The sequence below is a fragment of the Methylomonas sp. 11b genome, assembly GCF_000515215.1.
In the GTDB taxonomy this organism is placed as follows: domain Bacteria; phylum Pseudomonadota; class Gammaproteobacteria; order Methylococcales; family Methylomonadaceae; genus Methylomonas.
In genome coordinates, this window is the sequence record NZ_KI911557.1 from 1,965,556 (window position 1) to 1,982,992 (window position 17,437).

The window sequence follows — 17,437 nt, forward strand, 5'->3', positions numbered from 1 at the left end:
TCATGGCCGCCTGGAATCTCTATCGTCATCATAACAGTGACGGCAGTTCTAAAGACTGGGCGGTCAGGAGTAACTCGGATGGCAGTATAACTACTCGTTGGGGCAAAACGGCAGATCGATTGCCGGGCGTAAGTAACCGTTACGGCCTGAAGCAACCCGACATCGAACGACAAAAACAGGCCAAAGGCTATGTGTTGGTCGCCGAGGTGGATATTGATGTTAACGGCAATGTGGTGGTTCCGGGTAAGACTCCGGCAACGTCATCACAATTGCCTGAACCTGATGCAAATCCCGAGTCTGTGCCAGCACCGCCAGTCGAGGCACTTTATTGGACCATTGATTGCCATGCAAAGCAGTCTATCCGTGTGGAATTGGGTATCGAGATCGAGCGACTGATCGGCGTTATTCAATCGGTATCGGATCAGCAATCTAAGCCTGAACAAGACTGGGATGGTTGGCAACAATTGATTGATACCACCCTCAATGCTGAAACCTTTGAACTAAGTGGTCAGATCAAATCAGTGCATGGTGTTTTGCCCTGGCTGTTTTTACTGGCACTGAAAGCAAAAGGCTTTAAAGGCGCGGACATTGATATTGCCACCGAAACCGCCCGAGATCTCTCGGCCGATCTGAAAGCTGAACAGGACGTGCTGGCATTTTTCGGCACCGACCTCGACAGTATTCGTGAAACTGCTGAAATCTTAGGTCTACTCAAACCCCGATTAAATCTGGCAGCGGCCATGTCCGACACGGACGACTGCTGGTTTTAACCCATATTGTTTTTTATTTAACCCGAAAGGGGCGCATCGGCCCCAACGGGATGGGTGTGCCTCTAATTTTTTAGGAGGTTCCCATGTCTCATGAAACGCAAGTGATATTAGATCGCGTGGTATTGGTGAAAGTCGAAGCCAATATCTACGGCGCACGCAAGAAACTGAAAAAAGAAGACCTGGTGCTGGCCGATGGTAGCAAATTGCCGCCGGAGGATTTAGCCAGCCTAGGCTCCAAACGTTTGCTCGATCCCGATAAGCTGACGGTATTCAACCGCCTGAAGAAAGAAGCTGAACGCATATGTTTGCGCGTCGGCACCCGCTTTCTGGGTGGTTTTGCCGTGCCGGTTGAGTCCGCAGCCAGCATTACTGCTGAACTCGAGCGCATTGCGCTGGATTTTGCAGCAGCTAAAACCGAGTTTATTGCCGGTTACGATGCGGCGGTCACTGACTGGGTGGTTCGCCATCCGGAATTTGCCGGCATCATCGAACAAGCGGTGGATTCAGTGGAGTTTGTCTCGACGCGACTATCGTTTGATTTTCTGGTGGTGAGTGTCGGTTTACCCGATAGCTTGCCGCCGGCGGATGTTGCACGTCTGGAAAGCAAAATCGGTTCACTCAGTGAGCAGATGTTCTACGAAATCTCCGTGGAAGCCAATCAACTCATCGAGCAGTCGTTGCTAGGTAAGGAGCAAGTGACGCGTAATGCGTTACGGCCGATTCGCCGCATGCGCGACAAGCTCGATGGGCTAGGTTTTCTGGATCATCGGGTCGCGCCGGTCGTCAGCACCATTGACGATTTATTGGCGAGAATTCCCAACAAAGGCGCTATTGAAGGCAGCATTTTGCAGGAGATTCTAGCCACGGCGATGCTGTTGTCCGATCCGGATAAAACCCGGCGGCACGGCGAAGGACTTTTGACGACTCAACCGCCCGTTGTTGAAGAGACTGAAGAAGTCATCGAATACGCGGAGCCCGAGCCACCAGCAGTACTCGTCGCGCCAACAGCACCAACACCAGTCATCGCTGAAAGCGTTTCAGACACTCCCGATTTTACCGATCTGTTTGATGGCATCTTTGATGATGAACTCGAAGCGGAATCGACAGCGGATAACTGGGCGCTTGAGGTCTTGCTGGATAAAAGTCAGACCGCTCTAAAAACCGGTAACGATACCGATGAATCCAACCCTTCTGAGCATTCAGCAGAACCTGAAACGGTGACTGCGGGAGACGATGAGGAGGCGGACGATTCTGACCAGGACTACTGGTTCTGATCTGACGCCATTTAACTATTCACCCACTGGGGCAAATTCATGTCCCTCTGGGGTCGTGGTTTGCTCCAACTTTTGGAGCAAACCATGAAAAATAGAACCTTACACCACGCATTTCCCATCGTCGCGGCGGCCATTGGCAATCGCTTTGGCATTAAAGTCTGTGTCGGCGGAGATCAAGCCGAAACCGATGGCCAAACCATTTGGCTGCCGGCCTATGAGGGCGACGATGCGGATTATCAGGATTACGCCTGGGGGCTATTGGCTCATGAAGCCGCGCATATTCGTTATTCGGATTTTACGCTGCGCTATGGCAGTTCGGTATTACGGCGGCGCTTATGCAATGCGATTGAAGATGTCCGTATCGAGCACGAACTGGCCAAGGACTTTCCGGGTACCAGGCTGACGATACGCACGGTGATTGAAAAGATGATTGCCAAAGGCGACTTTGTGGCCAACAGCATTGATGATCATCCGGCCAATATCCTCTATAGTTTTGTCTTGAAAAGTTTGCGTGCCAGGGTGTTGGGTCAAACGGCCTTACTGCCTTTGGTCGAGCAAACCGAAATGGCGCTGAAGGCAAAGTTTCCGAAAGGTGCGGTGACCCGGCTGAAAGGCTTGTTGTCCGAAGTGCCGATGGGTTTGCAGTCTGAATCCGATTGCCTGCAATTGACTGATCGCATCCTGACCATGATTGAGCAGGAATTCGAGCAACAACGGCAGCGCAATCAGCAATCGGCAGATGATGGAAACACCCCTGAACCGGATGATACGGATCAGGATACTGAATCAGCCGATTCGGACGATTCGAATGGCTCGGATTCCCAGGATGAAATGGAGCCCAATGAACGATTGCCCGCCGACACTGACGACGATCCGTCATCAGCATCGGCGGGTAGCGATGATTCAAATCCGGAAAATCCTGACGATGAGCCGACAACGCACTCCGATAACAATTCATCCAACCCACAAGGGGATGCTGAAGAGGTCACGGAAATTGCCGACCCGATGGGCATCTTACAAACCCTGTTGTCCGCTGGTGACAGTGACATCGAGCAAGACCTTTTCGAATCGCTGAAATCCGCGTTGTCGTTGGCAGCGGAAAACGCATCGGAACTGCTGATGCCCAGTGGCATCGAGCCGCCTATGGACGATCGGGCGGGTGCGTTTTTGCTGCGTAAGGTGCAAAGCGAATCGGGGAAAATCCGTGCTGCTCTACAAGGCTTGGTGCAATCGCAAACCATCAACCGCTCGCAACACGCATGTCGTGGACGTCGGATGGATGGCAAGCGTTTACACCGCTTGCCACTGGGTGAAACCAAACTGTTTCAGCGCAAAGAGATCAAAGCGTCACCCAATACGGCCATTCATCTGTTACTCGATAAATCCGAAAGCATGGGTTATCAGGTCACCGATAGCCAAGGTCAGTCCGTTGGATCACGAATGCCAATTGCGTTGGAAGCGACCTTGGCACTGGCGTTGGCCTTTGAAGGCATTCCGGGGGTTAACCCTGGCGTGACTGCGTTTCCAGGCCATCAAAACGATTCGGTATTCCGATTACTGGAGCATGGCCAACGCGTGAACGCCCGAACCGGCGCCTTTTCGCTAGCCGCTACGGGTAGTACGCCGATGACCGAAGCGATTTGGTTTGGTGCGGCGTCGCTGCTGCGTTGCCGGGAACCGCGCAAGGTATTGATGGTAATGACCGATGGTCAACCCAACGATACCTTGAGCACGCTGGATATTTTGCAGCGTTGCCGGGATAGCGGTATTGAAACGGTCGGCATTGGTTTGGGGCTGGATGTCAGTCATCTATTCCCGATTGCCATTACCATCAACGAGCTTCAGGAGTTGAGAGCGCAATTGTTCGATCTCTCGAAAGCGGTGTTGTTGGCGGCCTAAATCACCGCCAGTCAATTATCCGTAGCCCAATCCTTAGGTCATAACCTAAGCGATTGTGGCTATGGGTAGCTGATTGTCTCCAGGTTTGTCGAATGCACTCACTTCCTAGAGCTCATTCAACAAACAGACATTTCATGCGTTCTTTCCAGAATGCTGAATCCGACTTTGGTCGGCGTTCCGTCTTTAAGCGGCGAGCACGTTAAACCGTGATCGTGTCGGGTGCGTTAAGCCCGATGTAAATCGCAGAGGTATTCACCCCTGCAAATCTAAAACCCGCTTCGGGCGACCATCGCCCGGCCGGGTGCTGTTCATTCGAAGTGCTTTCTTAAATTTTATAAAGGAGAACTTCAATGAACTTTATCTTCGGCATCATTATTTTGGCGATGTTTATTCTCGCCTTGCGAGTCCTTTGGGCAACGGCGTTGCAAATGTTTAATGCTTTGAAACATGCGTCTCAAACATTTCGCAGCTATCAAAGCAAGCGCCAATCGCGAAACCGATTACCGGTGATCATGTCCAGCATCCGTCATGAGGTGGATTGGTTGGCCCTATCGGATTCGGTGCGACAGGAAATTCATAGTCGCAACGCAGGCTCCAATCGGCAAGTTGATCGATTGGATGAGGAGTTGCAGGTAAAAACCAAAACCATGGAACTGATCAAGGCCGATATTCAACTTGCCAAGTTGCAGCTGGAATTGGAAAAAGTCAGGCCAATGGCAGCTTTAGATGAGTCGAAAGCCGGTAAACCGACAAAACGCTCGAAAAAAGCTACTTCGGTGATGGATCATGATTTATCAAAATCATCCCATCCTGTACGCCAATTACGGACTGCTCTCAAGTCTGGCAATGGCCTGGTGATTCAGGCTAATGAGCTTGCCCACCATTGAAAACCGACCACTGAGCACCCGTTTGTGTTTTGACGATACGAACGGGGTTTCTGTTGATGGGGTGATCAAATTGAGTCGGCAATAAGTCTGATGGCAACAAAGCCGAAAGATCTTGTTGGCTATCTCGCCTGAGTTGACGAATACGACTTAATAGCGTCCAAGCGATTTCTGGATCGTCAATATCGTTCAAGACTTCTGCTTCGGCGGCATCCAAATCAGCAAATAATTTTTTGCAGATTGATGTGGATTGATCGTTGGAGTCCAACGGAATCGCCATCGGTTTTCGACTTGGATACGGCTCCTTGGTCTGCTTAGGACTGAGGAAATCAAAAATGCACAAAATATCGTCAAACATGGCTCGTTCTCTGCTTTTTAAAGAGTTTTAGCCACCATATACCGTTTTTTGCGCGAATTCAACCCCGCTGTGCGAGCCGATTTTCGGCTTTATTCAGCGATTTTTACCTGCGGGAACCTCATCCTGCCGGGTGGTCGTTCCTGCATTTTTTGGAGGACATGACCATGAAAAAAATCAACCAATCCAGCAGTGGCACAACCCCTGCCGAAAACAGCGCGGTTCGCTATCTGAATCAATACCGCTGCCCTTACTGCCAAACCGAATGGGAGGATGTATGGGATTGCGGCTGTAACGATCGCTGCCCGGACTGCAACAAGGAGATCGAGCCTTATGAAAGCGCATTGATCGAGGGTGAGTCGGCGGAAACCGAATTGCCAGTCGAAGAACCCGCCTCAGCCAATGTCACGGCGGCTGGGGTTAATCGGTTCTTCGTAGTTTCCTACGAAATCGACTATGTGCACCGGGTGTCGGTGGGTATTACCGCGGATAGTCCCGAAGCGGCACAACAGATTGCCGAGCAGGCATTCAATGATGCCAGCATTTGGGACGACACCGCTGCTATGCCGTTATTGTCCGATGAATACCATGAAGTGGAGGGTGAAAGCTTGGTCTGGGAATGCGTTGCCGTTGCACAGTTTCCGGAACCGGATTATTCGGTACGGCAATTGAAGAAAGAGCAAGCGGCCATGAGGGTTTGCCGAGGTTTGGTTGAAGCCTATCAACAAGGCGAAGCCAACGGCGGCAGTATCGATTGGGACGATTTGGATCAGTTGATTCCTGTGGCATTGCAAGCCTTGGGAAAACCTGCACTGGAAAACAAATCCTAAAAAATAGTGCGTCGTTCAGACGCGTAATTCGTAAATGCCTGAGTTAGCCAAGTCATTCGATTCGGTGCTTATTTTTATCCACCCACACGGGAATGTCCTATTCCCGCAGGGGAATCGTGATGTTTCCGTTTTTTTGAGGACAACATCATGAACTCACACATCTTTGAACACACCTTCAGCACAGGTCATTGCATCCAGTATCAGCGTTTGCCATCCGGCACCTGTTATCACGCCGACACACCGGAACCGGTGGTCGAGTTGTTGGAACAGCTTCGCCATAGCCGGCGCAAAATCCGGCTGTATTACGGCGATCCAGCTACCGGTCAGTCCTGGCTCGATGAACACGATGTCATCGGCTGGATTGGCCGCTCGACCGGTACGATCAAAGTGCTGCTATTGATCGAACCCGGCGACATTGGTGGTCCGGCCTTGCTGGATCAGTGCATCGTTCGAATCGACAGCCCACGCCAGGTGCTTTACCAACATGATGATTTTCGGGTTGGCGAGGTGGAACTGGTTAGAGGTGAGCTTAAACGCTTGCCCTGGGAAATCTGGATCGACGGCAGCGTGCATGCCCGGTTCAAGGCAAAAAATGAAGCCCGGCAGTATCAGGACTTCATTCAAGGTAAGCGGTTTGCGTTGATCTGACGCGCCGTTTGATTTCGACACTCGGTTAAACCGAGATTTTTTATTTTACCCCTGCGGGATGATTCTATCCCGCCAGGGATAAATCGGTCGTCAGGGGATTCTTTGGAGTACACCATGACAGACCCTTATCAATATTACCCCACGCCAGAAGCACTGAGTCGTAAAGCTTGGGAGATGTTCAAGAACCAGCAATTCGCTCGGGTATTAGAGCCTTCAGCAGGCGAAGGACATTTGCTTCGTCCAGGGCCATACCAGTACGGTAAACGTTTGCCGATCGATTGCATTGAAATCGATATCCGCAAACACGCGGTTCTGCGCGATGAAGGTTATGCGGTGGTAGGGATGGATTTTCTGCAGTTTCAAAGCGGCAGTGTCTATTCTCACATCATCATGAATCCGCCGTTTGCCGAAGGCGCCAAACACGTGTTGAAGGCTTGGGAGATATTGTTTGACGGTGAAATCGTCGCCATTCTCAATGCCGAAACCGTGCGCAATCCGTTTTCGAAAGAACGCCAGCTGTTATTACGGTTGATCGAGCAGCACGGCGAGGTCGAGTTTCTGCAAGAAATGTTCGCCGGCGAGGATGCCGAACGCAAAACGCCGGTCGACGTGGCCCTGATCTGGTTGAAAAAAACTTCGACGTTCGAACAGGACATCCTCGGCAGTATTCTGGACGATTTGCGCCAGGATAGGCGGGAGGCCGACGATTTAGCGGGCGAATTTCAACTGCCCCATGAGCTGGCCTTGCCGAATGCCTTCATCGATAACGCGGTGTTGATGTTCAATGCCGCGGTCGAAGCAGCGCGACAGGCCGTGGTCAGTGAAGCCCGAGCCAGCCGTTATCGAACCATGCTGGGCAAAACGCTCGGCGAACTGAGCGGTGGCGGTATCAGCAGTGAAGACGAGTCGTCTTCGGATGCGGTGAAACTGACACTGTTTAAACGCTATCACGATCTGAAGAATCGGGCCTGGGCCAGCATCTTACGCTCGACACAGGTCACATCACGCTTGTCATCGGCAGCGCAGAAACGCTTGGAGTCAGATTTCGAAACGGTGAAGTCCTTGGAATTTACCGTGCCGAATATCTATGGATTTCTGCAAGGCATCATCGATCAGCAAGGTGAAATTCAACTGAGCATGGTGTGCGATGTGTTCGATCTGATCACCCGCTATTACAGCGATAACGCGGTGTTTTACATGGGCTGGAAATCCAATGACAAACACCGCACGCTGGGCATGCGGATCAAAACCACTCGGTTCGTTCTACCAGGGCACAAAGTTGAGTCGTACCATAGTAGTCTGAACTGGGAGTCAGAACGGCTGTTAGCGGATTTCGACAAGGTGTTTGCCTTGCTCGATGGTAAGACCGAAGCGGAAGTGAGTTTGGTGTCGGTGTTTCGACAGCATTTTCACGCGCTTCGGGTTGGAGAACGGATAGGCGGCAGTTATTTTGACGTTCGCTATTATCCGGGCGTCGGCACCATTCACTTTTTTCCGAAAAGTAAAACCCTGATCGACCGGATGAACCGTTGGGTTGGCCGCCAGCGCCGCTGGTTACCGCCCGTGGATACGCAAGCCGGTCATGGTTTCTGGCAGCAGTTCGACCAGGCAGAGAACTTAGATCGGGCGTTTCACACCGAAGTGAACAAGCAGTGTCCACGCAGTAGCCGGCATGTCCATTTCGATCCCTTTTGGGCGATCAAGCACGGCGGCGAGTCGGAACGGGAAAAAGGTCATTGTCTGTTAACCCAGGCGATGAGCAGCGTATTGACCAGCCGAGGCATCGATCCCGATGCGGTATTGGAAAACGAACAATCCAGCTTGTTGGAATGGACGGGCTCCCTACCATCGACTACAGACCTGGCTTTGGCATCGTAATTCGGCGTTAGACCGGCCTTTAACTTAACCACTGGCCTAGCCAGTATCACCCGCCTCGGGGAGATGATCCGTTCTCCCCGTCGGGGTTGGACTGTGTCGTGTCCTCGGGGCTTTTTTATACCTGGAGATAACACATGAACACACAAACCAGCGAAGTCGCGATGAAAGTTAATCAAGCCAATTTGGTCAAAAGTCTGCGCTTCAGCTTCACCAACAAAACTACTGTGCTGGGCGAGTTAATTCAAAATGCGCGCCGGGCCAATGCGGCCATGGTGGTGATTAACTTCTGTCCTGAAACCAAAACGCTACAGGTTTTGGATGATGGCTGCGGCATCGACTCGATTGCAATACTACTGACAGTCGCCGAATCCGGTTGGGATGCAGACGTGGTTGCCCACGAACACCCGTTTGGAATCGGCTTCTTATCGGCACTGTTTGCCTGTCGGCACATCAGCGTCATCAGCAAAAGTGGTTCGATCGACATCGAAACCGACCACATTTTGGCATTTAAACCGGTGCCGATCACACCAGTCCAGGACTGGAACGGCATCACTAGCATTACCTTGCAGGATGTGGATATGGAAATGGGTCAAATTGCCAGCACGCTAAAACGCTTGGTGCTCGGTTTCCCCATTCCAGTGCTGTTCAACGAACAATTGCTTGAGCGTTCATGCGCCCTGGATGGCGGATTGAGCTTTGTTAACACCGAGATTGGCACGATTTATCTGCATGGCATGGACCAACCCAATGGAGCGCAATATGAGTTCGATGTCTATCTGCAAGGTTTGCCCATTTATACCTCGCACAGCTACACATCGCATCGTCATATCATTCATCTGGACTCTTGCCGTTTTCACGCCCGCTTGCCGGATCGTGACAAATTGGTGGATGAAGCTGATGTCATCAAACGGGTTAAAGCCGTTTTGGCGCAAACCATCGAACAGCGGTTTATCCAGATGAAAGCCACTCTCTCTGCCGAAGCGTTCGTTGGTTTTTATGAAATGCTGCGGCATTGGGAGCTGTTGAAGTTACTCAATGATGTGCCAGTAGTGCCGCCTGAGGCTTTACGCGAAATCATTGCTTATCCGGTTTGCGATACCGAAGTTTTTGGAAACTTCGAACAGCGACCGGAAAAAGCCATGACCCTTGAAGAAATTATGGATCGAGGCGTTGTCTCGATTGATGATGACATCAAACAGGACGGCGCAGGGCGTTATTTGTTTGCCTGGAGTCGAGATTATTTGCTGTACCACGGCACACTGGATAACGGGCATTGGATTCATACACTGGTTCGGCATCTCAATGATGAAGAACTGGTAATTGAAACGGTCAATGAAAGCCATCAGGCTCAATTCCAAGGTGATTGGTGTTGGGTAGTTGTGCGTTTTTGCGAGGGTTACCGAATCTGGCTTGGGCGGGATGTTGTTGAAATCAGGGATCAGGCCTGCTACCAAGGCCAGGAAAACGCCGATGACATCATCGTACCCAAAGGCGATTGCTCGGCTCAGGTGTTGCAACAAATGGCCAGCTTCAGAAGCGAATACGATGAATTTCAGGAATCGACCTTCGAAAGCGATTCGGATGCCTTCATCGCCTTTGTGGTTGCCAATACCGCCAGCGATCCGGCCAATGCCATGCAACGCTTGTTACCAGATTTTTGCGGCTGTCCTGCGCTGTACGGCAAAGCCTTCGTGGTTGAGTTGGATCAGCAAGGCAAACCGGCATCGGTGATGGCGTATCCAGTTCAATCCGGTCAAACGCAAACACTCGAAGCAGGCATGGGTAGTTAAGTCTCTTTCAATACATGAACGCATTATCCAGTCGGATAATGCGCTCATTTTCATTACCGAAAATGAGAACAAGCTACAGTTCTATGTCCACCCTAAAAGGGCTGAGATGCACCTTCGAAATGCTATCTATCTACCAGTAACCGCCCGCAACGCGTGATTCGATCAAAACTAAAGACATGCTCTCTTGGGCTTTCATAACATCGCCCCACCAATCTGCGCCGGTAATCCGGTTCGCCTTTTTCGAGATAAATCGTGGCCCCACAAATGGGACATGCCGCCGAATACCGAACTAACCGCACCACTCTTAAATCCCCATCTCGTAGCAGTTCGAACTGCGCAGACTGTTCATGAAAATTTGTGAACAGTTCATGGGCTACTACGATTCGATCATCCAACAATAATATCCAAGGCTTGATGATCGTGACCCAGGAACCATAGGGAATCGCGAAAATACTTACCAGTAATGTCAAATCTTGCGTTGTCACCGGCCTGGGCACGGATAACGATAGCCATCCGGCATAGGCAATTAACACCGCGAACCCAGCTATGATTGCTAGCCATCCCAATATAACCCAGACATGCCATTGTCTTAATTCGATCTGTCCATGCCGGAATAACCAACGCGCGACCCAACTGGGTTTGACTTCACCCAATTCAGTCATTTGATAGCTGGCTTGCAAATCGGCTGCGTTGCTCCCAGCCCGAACGTCCTCGATTGCTTGGTCTTCTTCCAATATCTCCGGAACCGGTTCAGCTTTGATATAGAACGTCGTGTGTCGTCCCGGCCCTCCCTTTGTGCTTTTACGCTCCGGCTTTGGATAATGAGGAAGCCCACGCTTACGGGCAAATTCCATGATTTGCGGTTCGCGGATTTCGCAATATTTTTTTAACGAACCCGGCCAGTCGATCCATTTTTTAGGTTCGGCACTTTCTAAGGACTCACCAACAGCAGCGACGATTGCATCGGCCGTGAAACGTCGCTTCGACTCTTCGAAATCCGCTTTCATTAACGATTCCTGGGCTAACGCGCGCAATATGCGGTGGCCTTTTTCATCGCTTGGCTCGCTATCCAACCAATCGATCAAGCATTGAATTACCTCACGCATAAACCACCCCAAACCAGGTAACCGACAGTAACGGACTGGTTAGCGAATAGCCGATTCATAACAATGTCCTCCATAGCCAATGCGATATGAGTGAAGTAAAAATGATTTTGGAATGTAGTTATTCAGATCAAACGCCAAGTAAGATGCCGCTTGTCAGGGACAAAGCCTTTGGTAAACAGAACGAGGTTAGAAGAATTTCAGGATCATTCAATTCTTCAAGCCGCACAAATAGCCTAACGATATCAAATTGGCCGTTCATCACATGCCGAAAAAGGCATCGACAGCTCAATAGACCAATGATATTCAACGACGCAAACCGCTATCTAACAAGGCTTCCAGAGCAAAGTGACCCAAAACAGGTCACTTTGCGACCGGGACATTTGCGCGTTGCCCTCCTAGCATATCGACAACAGTCGTTAATCAACACAGAGGCGTTTATGTCAACACTGGATGAAGATCTTGCCCGGTTAAATTTCGAATATCTCATGTTAGCCAGGGAATGCGCACGCAGTAATCCGGCGGAAACGGCCTGGCGCTTTGGATTAGACCGGGCTGGCATAGACATTCTCGCCAGCATGACACAGGAAAAACTTCGTGAACACGCCGAAAGCAGTCGTGCAGTAATTCAGTTATTGCCTGTCTATGCCCCAAGCAACTTACCCATGGTTGCCTATGTGGATCTGCTCCAACCCAATATCACTGGAACCGCGGATAAAACCAATGCCCTTTAAAAACAGGCCAAACATTGGCGCAGACTTACTCTTGGCGGAAAGACTGATCCAACTCGGCGCCCGTCCGCCAATTGTCAGCCAGCTCTGCCATTTAACCCGAAAACAAAGCATAGTTTTTTTTAAGGCGGTACAAGGACAATCGCCCAAACAAGGCATGCTGCCACACGATCATCAATGGGCCATCCGCTCGGCGTTCAACAACATTCATGCCTCGCTATTTTTAAGCATGATTGAAGACATTCGGCACCGGCTTTCTACCCCGAACCTGAGTGCGACCTTACTGGTTGCAGCCTATGAGATCTACAGCAACGTCGCTTCCAAAATTTTAGCCGATCGGCAATTTATCCAACCACGCTCCAGCGAACATTATCCGTTAGATATAAACCGGGCTTGGTATTTAATTACCATGCGCTCAACAGGTGATTTGGTATTCATTCTTTGCGGGCGTTGCCACGCCCGTTACCTGGGCATGATTCACCCGGATGCCGCATTTAGCCAATGCCCTATCTGCGAGGTGTGGACCGATCGCTCAGGTCGGCGACGCTGGGTTTCCGCAAAATCAAAAATGCTCACATTGAACAAACTAAGCGCTCGTTAGAGACGATCCATCAGCTACTAAGGAGAAGTCGCATGCATATCGTTGTCGTCACAGCCACCAATTCCCAAATACCTCAGCCAATCCATGGCAAAAATCTCGCAAGACTGGCTCGCGAGTGCTTTGCCAATCAGCAATTGCTGACAATTGATTTTAAGGACGTCAAAACCATCACGCAGGGGTTCATTCAGGAATTGTTTTTGCCACTGGTCGCTGAATTCGGATCCGATTATCTGAAATCGAAACTGAAAATAGTCAATATGGCGGGGCACATCGATAACATGATGCAGTCAGCATTCAAAAATCTGGAGGTCTACTTTGACAAACTAACGGCGATCGATCAACTGGGTTGCGATGAAGAGATTTATGCCATGAATCAGGCCTGGCTCATCAAAGCCAGAGAAATTGCACGGGAGAACCCGGTACTGACCGAGCTGGTACTTGGCATTACGGATGAAACCATGCGCTTGGCAGTTGGACGTTTATCTTTAGAAGACATTGATTTCATTGCCCGCTCTAACTGGTTATGTTTTACCCCCCGATTTTCGCGTCAGTTTATTCAAAACATCAACAGAGAATCGCCACCGATGTTGGAAGCCATGCTCGGATTAAGTGGCAATATTGGCTAAGGGGGACAGCTAATGCTCAAGAAATTTCAACAGCAATCCCTGGCAATTGAACTGCTCAATCGTCACGCAAAGGTCAAAATCGTTCATCAAGCAACTGGAATTCCGATCAAGCTATTGAGACAGACATACCGTCAATTACATGGCCGTTCGCCCAGCCGTGGATCCATCAAATTTTCCACCCGTGGCTTGACTGGAAGCCGGCGGAAATACAAGGACGTAACGCTGTTTGCCGTGTGCTATCGGGCTGCTTCAAACAAATCGGCCGACAGTCAAATCCAAACACTGATAACCGCTTTTGACGCCTACAAGCGTTCCTATCCTTCCGGACAACTCGACTTTTCGGCTGCTTGGGTGGTAGCCCAGGACATCAAAGATAAAAAAGTTCAGATTTCGACATGCACGAATTGTCGAGCCTGGGTTTTATTGAATGCGAGGGAAGATCTATCTGAACGTTGCGGTGTGTGTAACAACTCTTTGTAATTAGGTTGATCCTGTGAATACTGAAAGCGAACAAAAGACGACAGAAATTGCCAAAGAAAAAGAGTTCTTAAAGATCAGTGATATGTTGGAGAAATTAGGTGTGACTCGCACTCAATTTTGGCGAATGAGGAAGGCAGGCGAAGTACCTCCACCGGTAATTAAGAATCCTCAAATGTGGCTAGCAAGCAAAGTAAACGCTTTCTATGAAAGTAGGGCAAACAAAGAGAGTGACAGTTCGCTTTAGTTAACGATTGCAAAGCTTCCAGATCTTAATTCCAAGCGTTACTATGACTTTGGCGAAAATATTTGCTTATGTAACGTACGTTTTTCAGATGGTGAACCGAAAAATTTTCGGTTTTAAGAGAAAAACAAAGTGACCATAAAAGTGACCACGCATAAAAAAAGGGCTTAGGTATTTCTACCTAAGCCCTTGATTTATTTGGCTCCCCCGGACGGGCTCGAACCGCCGACCTAGTGATTAACAGTCACCCGCTCTACCGACTGAGCTACAGGGGATTAATATTTTGCTGTTCTCGATATGGCGCGCCCGGAGAGATTCGAACTCCCGACCGCTCGGTTCGTAGCCGAGTACTCTATCCAGCTGAGCTACGGGCGCTTATCTGAGCCGCTTATTATCTTTCTTTTAGAAACCTATGTCAAGGCTTTATTTAGTGGCGGAGAGAGAGGGATTCGAACCCTCGATGCGCTTTTGGCACATACTCCCTTAGCAGGGGAGCGCCTTCGGCCTCTCGGCCATCTCTCCTATAACTTACTCAGCCCTCCGTACTCCCTGCTTCGGACTGCTCTTTCTTAATTCTCTCGTAGATTTCTTCCCTATGAACAGATATATCTTTTGGTGCATTTACGCCAATTCTAACTTGATTTCCTTTTACCCCGAGAACTGTAACAGTCACATCGTCACCAATCATCAAGGTCTCTCCTACTCTACGAGTCAAGATAAGCATACTATCTCCCTACACTATTAATGCGCTTTGTTACTGCAACATACTCGAACCGACGATTATATCCGTTTTTGAGAAAAAATAAAGATATATTTACTAGCCTTAAAGAAAACCACACGTACAGCTACCACATCTGAATAGACAAATTCGTGCGTTTTTCTTAACTATCCCTTAGACAACCACTCATGGCGCATTGTATCCAGACTCTGCATCAGCTCATCTAATGCTTTAACCGATTCTTTGTGCAAAGGATGAGCATGATTGTGAACCGGGTGCTTGGTGTCGTTCATTAGTTCATCAATGAAACGCTCTGCCTCCATAATATCTTGTGGAAGCGAATCTGATTTTTCGGCCATCTGAATAACAAACAGGTTTATGGTAATTTGCGCATAAAAAAGCCCACTATTAAGTGGGCTTCGTCCGGTGTTATTTTTATGTTTTTTGGACGCCTGATATCTGCGATAACAGGTTAATAGCTTGCGCTTTTATTATTGTTGTACCGTTACACGGTCGCATTCCCTCCCCCAATAGATACGAAGCTTTTCGGCTCGTATTGACCTAAGTCAAGGTGGGCGCATTCTAGTGTACTTAAATCGCTTTGTCCAGAAAAAGTGCGACGATTTGTCGCAACCTTAAAACACTGACATGTCAAGGCTTTCGGCAATCGGTCAAGCAGATGAGTTTTTACCGTTATCATTCTCGCGCCGTCATCTCCTGGCCGGTCGGCCGCTCGCGTTTTGATGAGTTATTGTTCCGGCAAGAAAGCAACGTAGACTGCATCTGGCTTCCAAACACTAAATCCGCGCGAGATACCAATAATTCATAAAGCCGGGTTATGATTTGTCGTCGAATCCCGGTATTAAGCAAAGCACATATTCGATTACACAAAGCAAGCGGGTTCAAATACCGGACTGAACGTCCATATACTCGTCGCTTCAGCTTAAATTCCCCGGATTCGTCATTCCAGAAAATGGCAGCCGCTAGACCGAGCAGCGAATTCGTTATAGCCGCTTACTTTCTAAATCAACCTTTCAGCTAGGTGCCGGAAAAGGTTGATAGCCAAACCTAACTGTAAAACGGTGATCGTTGGATTACCGATCTCCAGACTATCGGAATAGCTCGAAAACAGTACTCAGTGCCTGTCGATGCTCTTATCCCGGCCAGTATGATGGAGTTTGTGATTTTAGGGGATGCGGCTAATCTGGATTTTTTCATTAAACCTGCTGTCATGCAGCTTATCAATACAACGGAACAACCATGAACGATTTACCTAACTGCCCAAAATGCGGCTCTGAATACACCTATCACGACGGCACCATGAATATTTGTCCGGACTGCGCCCACGAATGGTCGAACGATGCCGCCGGTGACAGCGACGATGAGGCGAAAGTAGTCAAGGACGCCAACGGCAACCAGCTGCAAGACGGCGATACCGTCACCGTGATTAAAGACCTGAAAGTGAAAGGCTCTTCACTCGTTGTCAAAGTCGGCACCCGAGTTAAAAACATCCGCCTAGTGGACGGCGACCACGATATCGACTGCAAAATCGACGGCATCGGCGCGATGAAATTGAAATCGGAATTTGTAAAAAAAGTCTGATCCCACCCACTAATCGCAAGGTGCATGTGGTTCTAATAACCCGGCTCTTAAATACCGTTGAGTTTATCGAAGGGCACACCAGCCTGGGCTTCGACGAGCTTGTATGGTAAAGGTTAAGAGAATCGGGGAGACTTTGGTTGTCGGGATGGAGGGACATCGACAAGCATCTGCTAAGACAGACCTCACTGAGAAATCATCCCATCGCGTCTTCCAGAGTCGATGAAGAATCTAGCGGTTAGACCGCCGATTTGTGCACAAGCTTACTCGGCAGACGCACCACCCCGACTCTCTTATTTTTCAACAGGTGGAGGACGTATGACAAGCGAAATGTTGATCGGTATCGATGTAGCAAAAGATGAACTGGTGATAGATTCAGAGCAGGGTTTGTTGACGCTTGCCAATACGGCAGAGGCCATCGATGCCTGGCTGAAGACGTTACCGACCGGGAGTTATATTGGCCTGGAAGCCACCAGCGATTATCATCAACTCATGGCAGAGCAAGCGGTATTGATGGGCATGGTCGTCTATGTGCTGAACCCACGGGATATGCGCCATTATGCCCTGGGTTTGGGCAGACGGGGCAAGACGGATCGAGTGGACGCCCAAATGATCCGGCGATTTATCACCGCTGACGCTCAGAAAATTGCTTGCCTCAACAATGCAGCTTGACGAAAACCATAGAATCTCAGCCCGAACGGAATACCAGTGGTAAATAGGGCCGGGTTACTAGATGATTTAACCCTAGCCGCCCGCGACTCACAGACACCCGGCGAAGCGGCCTGAACCCGCTTCGACAATTTGATATTCGGAGCCAAACCCATCAAATATTAGGAGGCTCCGAAACCGCTTCGCCGGCTCATTCTGCATGCCCGCCAAACAGCAGGATTGAATACTTCGGCATAATCGGTGCTATCATGTAGCTCGTGCAACGCTGCACCTTCTGCTCCCTTCAACAACGACGTTGGAAATAGGCTGACTCACGTTCAGCTAAGCGATTTACTCGTCTG

At 49.7% G+C, this 17,437-nt stretch carries 19 protein-coding genes and 3 tRNA genes; 15 read left to right on the forward strand and 7 right to left on the reverse strand.

Going from position 1 to position 17,437, the window contains the following annotated elements; translation table 11 throughout:
* Nucleotides 1–2 precede the first annotated feature (2 nt).
* From METH11B_RS0109465 to METH11B_RS0109480, 4 genes are all read left to right on the forward strand, one after another.
* Nucleotides 3–770 carry a hypothetical protein gene (locus tag METH11B_RS0109465; protein WP_026601841.1) on the forward strand — a complete coding sequence of 256 codons (768 nt, stop codon included), beginning with the start codon at nucleotides 3–5 and terminating at the stop codon, nucleotides 768–770.
* A gap of 83 nt (nucleotides 771–853) precedes the next feature.
* Nucleotides 854–2,044, forward strand: a complete 1,191-nt coding sequence (locus METH11B_RS0109470; protein WP_026601842.1) for a DUF3150 domain-containing protein — start codon at nucleotides 854–856, stop codon at nucleotides 2,042–2,044.
* Nucleotides 2,045–2,128: 84 nt separating this feature from the next.
* Nucleotides 2,129–3,943: a VWA domain-containing protein gene (locus METH11B_RS0109475; protein ID WP_026601843.1), complete on the forward strand. Its 1,815-nt coding sequence runs from the start codon at nucleotides 2,129–2,131 to the stop codon at nucleotides 3,941–3,943.
* A 350-nt stretch (nucleotides 3,944–4,293) separates the two neighbouring features.
* Nucleotides 4,294–4,830 (forward strand): hypothetical protein, encoded by a 537-nt coding sequence (locus METH11B_RS0109480; RefSeq protein ID WP_026601844.1) that lies wholly within the window; start codon nucleotides 4,294–4,296, stop codon nucleotides 4,828–4,830.
* Here the strand turns inward: METH11B_RS0109480 and METH11B_RS0109485 are convergent.
* A complete protein-coding gene (locus METH11B_RS0109485) occupies nucleotides 4,808–5,185 on the reverse strand; it encodes a hypothetical protein (RefSeq protein ID WP_026601845.1) in 378 nt (125 codons plus the stop codon). The two genes, METH11B_RS0109480 and METH11B_RS0109485, sit on opposite strands and share 23 nt — an antisense overlap.
* 164 nt (nucleotides 5,186–5,349) lie before the next feature.
* Between METH11B_RS0109485 and METH11B_RS0109490 the strand changes: the two genes are divergently transcribed.
* The 4 genes from METH11B_RS0109490 (at nucleotide 5,350) to METH11B_RS0109505 (ending at nucleotide 10,328) form a co-directional block, all read left to right on the forward strand.
* Complete coding sequence (locus tag METH11B_RS0109490; RefSeq protein ID WP_026601846.1) at nucleotides 5,350–6,012, forward strand: hypothetical protein; 663 nt, start codon at nucleotides 5,350–5,352, stop codon at nucleotides 6,010–6,012.
* Between the two features lie 147 nt (nucleotides 6,013–6,159).
* Complete coding sequence (locus METH11B_RS0109495) at nucleotides 6,160–6,660, forward strand: hypothetical protein (RefSeq protein WP_026601847.1); 501 nt, start codon at nucleotides 6,160–6,162, stop codon at nucleotides 6,658–6,660.
* 114 nt (nucleotides 6,661–6,774) lie between these two features.
* On the forward strand, nucleotides 6,775–8,538 hold the full coding sequence (locus METH11B_RS0109500) for a DUF4942 domain-containing protein (RefSeq protein WP_026601848.1): 1,764 nt from the start codon (nucleotides 6,775–6,777) through the stop codon (nucleotides 8,536–8,538).
* A gap of 134 nt (nucleotides 8,539–8,672) precedes the next feature.
* Entirely contained in the window at nucleotides 8,673–10,328 is a 1,656-nt protein-coding gene (locus tag METH11B_RS0109505; protein ID WP_026601849.1) for an ATP-binding protein, read from the forward strand.
* A 122-nt stretch (nucleotides 10,329–10,450) separates the two neighbouring features.
* On the opposite strand, the gene METH11B_RS0109510 is transcribed toward METH11B_RS0109505, so the two are convergent.
* On the reverse strand, nucleotides 10,451–11,434 hold the full coding sequence (locus tag METH11B_RS0109510; RefSeq protein WP_026601850.1) for a hypothetical protein: 984 nt from the start codon (nucleotides 11,432–11,434) through the stop codon (nucleotides 10,451–10,453).
* 86 nt (nucleotides 11,435–11,520) lie between these two features.
* Here METH11B_RS0109510 and METH11B_RS29765 point away from each other — a divergent pair, with 86 nt between their 5' ends.
* The 5 genes from METH11B_RS29765 to METH11B_RS0109535 are packed head-to-tail and all read left to right on the forward strand — an operon-like array spanning nucleotide 11,521 to nucleotide 14,113.
* Nucleotides 11,521–12,165, forward strand: coding sequence for a flagellar transcriptional regulator FlhD (locus tag METH11B_RS29765; RefSeq protein ID WP_231499606.1), 645 nt, complete (start codon nucleotides 11,521–11,523; stop codon nucleotides 12,163–12,165).
* Nucleotides 12,155–12,763, forward strand: coding sequence for a FlhC family transcriptional regulator (locus METH11B_RS27800; protein ID WP_026601852.1), 609 nt, complete (start codon nucleotides 12,155–12,157; stop codon nucleotides 12,761–12,763). Before METH11B_RS29765 ends, METH11B_RS27800 begins: the two co-directional genes overlap by 11 nt.
* Before the next feature lie 32 nt (nucleotides 12,764–12,795).
* Complete coding sequence (locus METH11B_RS0109525) at nucleotides 12,796–13,389, forward strand: STAS-like domain-containing protein (protein WP_026601853.1); 594 nt, start codon at nucleotides 12,796–12,798, stop codon at nucleotides 13,387–13,389.
* Nucleotides 13,390–13,401: 12 nt separating this feature from the next.
* Nucleotides 13,402–13,869, forward strand: a complete 468-nt coding sequence (locus tag METH11B_RS0109530; RefSeq protein WP_026601854.1) for a FlhC family transcriptional regulator — start codon at nucleotides 13,402–13,404, stop codon at nucleotides 13,867–13,869.
* Nucleotides 13,870–13,882: 13 nt separating this feature from the next.
* Complete coding sequence (locus tag METH11B_RS0109535; RefSeq protein ID WP_026601855.1) at nucleotides 13,883–14,113, forward strand: helix-turn-helix transcriptional regulator; 231 nt, start codon at nucleotides 13,883–13,885, stop codon at nucleotides 14,111–14,113.
* Nucleotides 14,114–14,309: 196 nt separating this feature from the next.
* Here the strand turns inward: METH11B_RS0109535 and METH11B_RS0109540 are convergent.
* The 5 genes from METH11B_RS0109540 to METH11B_RS0109560 form a co-directional block, all read right to left on the reverse strand.
* Nucleotides 14,310–14,385, reverse strand: a tRNA-Asn gene (locus METH11B_RS0109540).
* A gap of 23 nt (nucleotides 14,386–14,408) precedes the next feature.
* A tRNA-Arg gene (locus tag METH11B_RS0109545) sits at nucleotides 14,409–14,485 on the reverse strand.
* A gap of 56 nt (nucleotides 14,486–14,541) precedes the next feature.
* Nucleotides 14,542–14,632 (reverse strand) — tRNA-Ser (locus tag METH11B_RS0109550).
* A gap of 10 nt (nucleotides 14,633–14,642) precedes the next feature.
* The gene (gene csrA, locus METH11B_RS0109555; protein WP_020482891.1) at nucleotides 14,643–14,834 is read right to left on the reverse strand and encodes a carbon storage regulator CsrA; all 192 of its coding nucleotides are present in this window, start codon (nucleotides 14,832–14,834) and stop codon (nucleotides 14,643–14,645) included.
* Nucleotides 14,835–14,995: 161 nt separating this feature from the next.
* The gene (locus METH11B_RS0109560) at nucleotides 14,996–15,187 is read right to left on the reverse strand and encodes a hypothetical protein (RefSeq protein WP_020482892.1); all 192 of its coding nucleotides are present in this window, start codon (nucleotides 15,185–15,187) and stop codon (nucleotides 14,996–14,998) included.
* Nucleotides 15,188–16,088: 901 nt separating this feature from the next.
* Between METH11B_RS0109560 and METH11B_RS0109570 the strand changes: the two genes are divergently transcribed.
* The gene (locus tag METH11B_RS0109570; protein ID WP_026601856.1) at nucleotides 16,089–16,430 is read left to right on the forward strand and encodes a zinc ribbon domain-containing protein YjdM; all 342 of its coding nucleotides are present in this window, start codon (nucleotides 16,089–16,091) and stop codon (nucleotides 16,428–16,430) included.
* Nucleotides 16,431–16,745: 315 nt separating this feature from the next.
* Entirely contained in the window at nucleotides 16,746–17,099 is a 354-nt protein-coding gene (locus METH11B_RS0109575; RefSeq protein WP_026601857.1) for an IS110 family transposase, read from the forward strand.
* Nucleotides 17,100–17,437 lie beyond the last annotated feature (338 nt).

Excerpts from the sequence above, each read along its gene's own strand:
- METH11B_RS0109465 (WP_026601841.1), top strand. The coding sequence starts at position 3 with ATGGCCGCCTGGAATCTCTATCGTCATCATAACAGTGACGGCAGTTCT.
- METH11B_RS0109470 (WP_026601842.1), top strand. The coding sequence starts at position 854 with ATGTCTCATGAAACGCAAGTGATATTAGATCGCGTGGTATTGGTGAAA.
- METH11B_RS0109475 (WP_026601843.1), top strand. The coding sequence starts at position 2,129 with ATGAAAAATAGAACCTTACACCACGCATTTCCCATCGTCGCGGCGGCC.
- METH11B_RS0109480 (WP_026601844.1), top strand. The coding sequence starts at position 4,294 with ATGAACTTTATCTTCGGCATCATTATTTTGGCGATGTTTATTCTCGCC.
- METH11B_RS0109485 (WP_026601845.1), bottom strand. The coding sequence starts at position 5,185 with ATGTTTGACGATATTTTGTGCATTTTTGATTTCCTCAGTCCTAAGCAG.
- METH11B_RS0109490 (WP_026601846.1), top strand. The coding sequence starts at position 5,350 with ATGAAAAAAATCAACCAATCCAGCAGTGGCACAACCCCTGCCGAAAAC.
- METH11B_RS0109495 (WP_026601847.1), top strand. The coding sequence starts at position 6,160 with ATGAACTCACACATCTTTGAACACACCTTCAGCACAGGTCATTGCATC.
- METH11B_RS0109500 (WP_026601848.1), top strand. The coding sequence starts at position 6,775 with ATGACAGACCCTTATCAATATTACCCCACGCCAGAAGCACTGAGTCGT.
- METH11B_RS0109505 (WP_026601849.1), top strand. The coding sequence starts at position 8,673 with ATGAACACACAAACCAGCGAAGTCGCGATGAAAGTTAATCAAGCCAAT.
- METH11B_RS0109510 (WP_026601850.1), bottom strand. The coding sequence starts at position 11,434 with ATGCGTGAGGTAATTCAATGCTTGATCGATTGGTTGGATAGCGAGCCA.
- METH11B_RS29765 (WP_231499606.1), top strand. The coding sequence starts at position 11,521 with ATGAGTGAAGTAAAAATGATTTTGGAATGTAGTTATTCAGATCAAACG.
- METH11B_RS27800 (WP_026601852.1), top strand. The coding sequence starts at position 12,155 with ATGCCCTTTAAAAACAGGCCAAACATTGGCGCAGACTTACTCTTGGCG.
- METH11B_RS0109525 (WP_026601853.1), top strand. The coding sequence starts at position 12,796 with ATGCATATCGTTGTCGTCACAGCCACCAATTCCCAAATACCTCAGCCA.
- METH11B_RS0109530 (WP_026601854.1), top strand. The coding sequence starts at position 13,402 with ATGCTCAAGAAATTTCAACAGCAATCCCTGGCAATTGAACTGCTCAAT.
- csrA (WP_020482891.1), bottom strand. The coding sequence starts at position 14,834 with ATGCTTATCTTGACTCGTAGAGTAGGAGAGACCTTGATGATTGGTGAC.
- METH11B_RS0109560 (WP_020482892.1), bottom strand. The coding sequence starts at position 15,187 with ATGGCCGAAAAATCAGATTCGCTTCCACAAGATATTATGGAGGCAGAG.
- METH11B_RS0109570 (WP_026601856.1), top strand. The coding sequence starts at position 16,089 with ATGAACGATTTACCTAACTGCCCAAAATGCGGCTCTGAATACACCTAT.
- METH11B_RS0109575 (WP_026601857.1), top strand. The coding sequence starts at position 16,746 with ATGACAAGCGAAATGTTGATCGGTATCGATGTAGCAAAAGATGAACTG.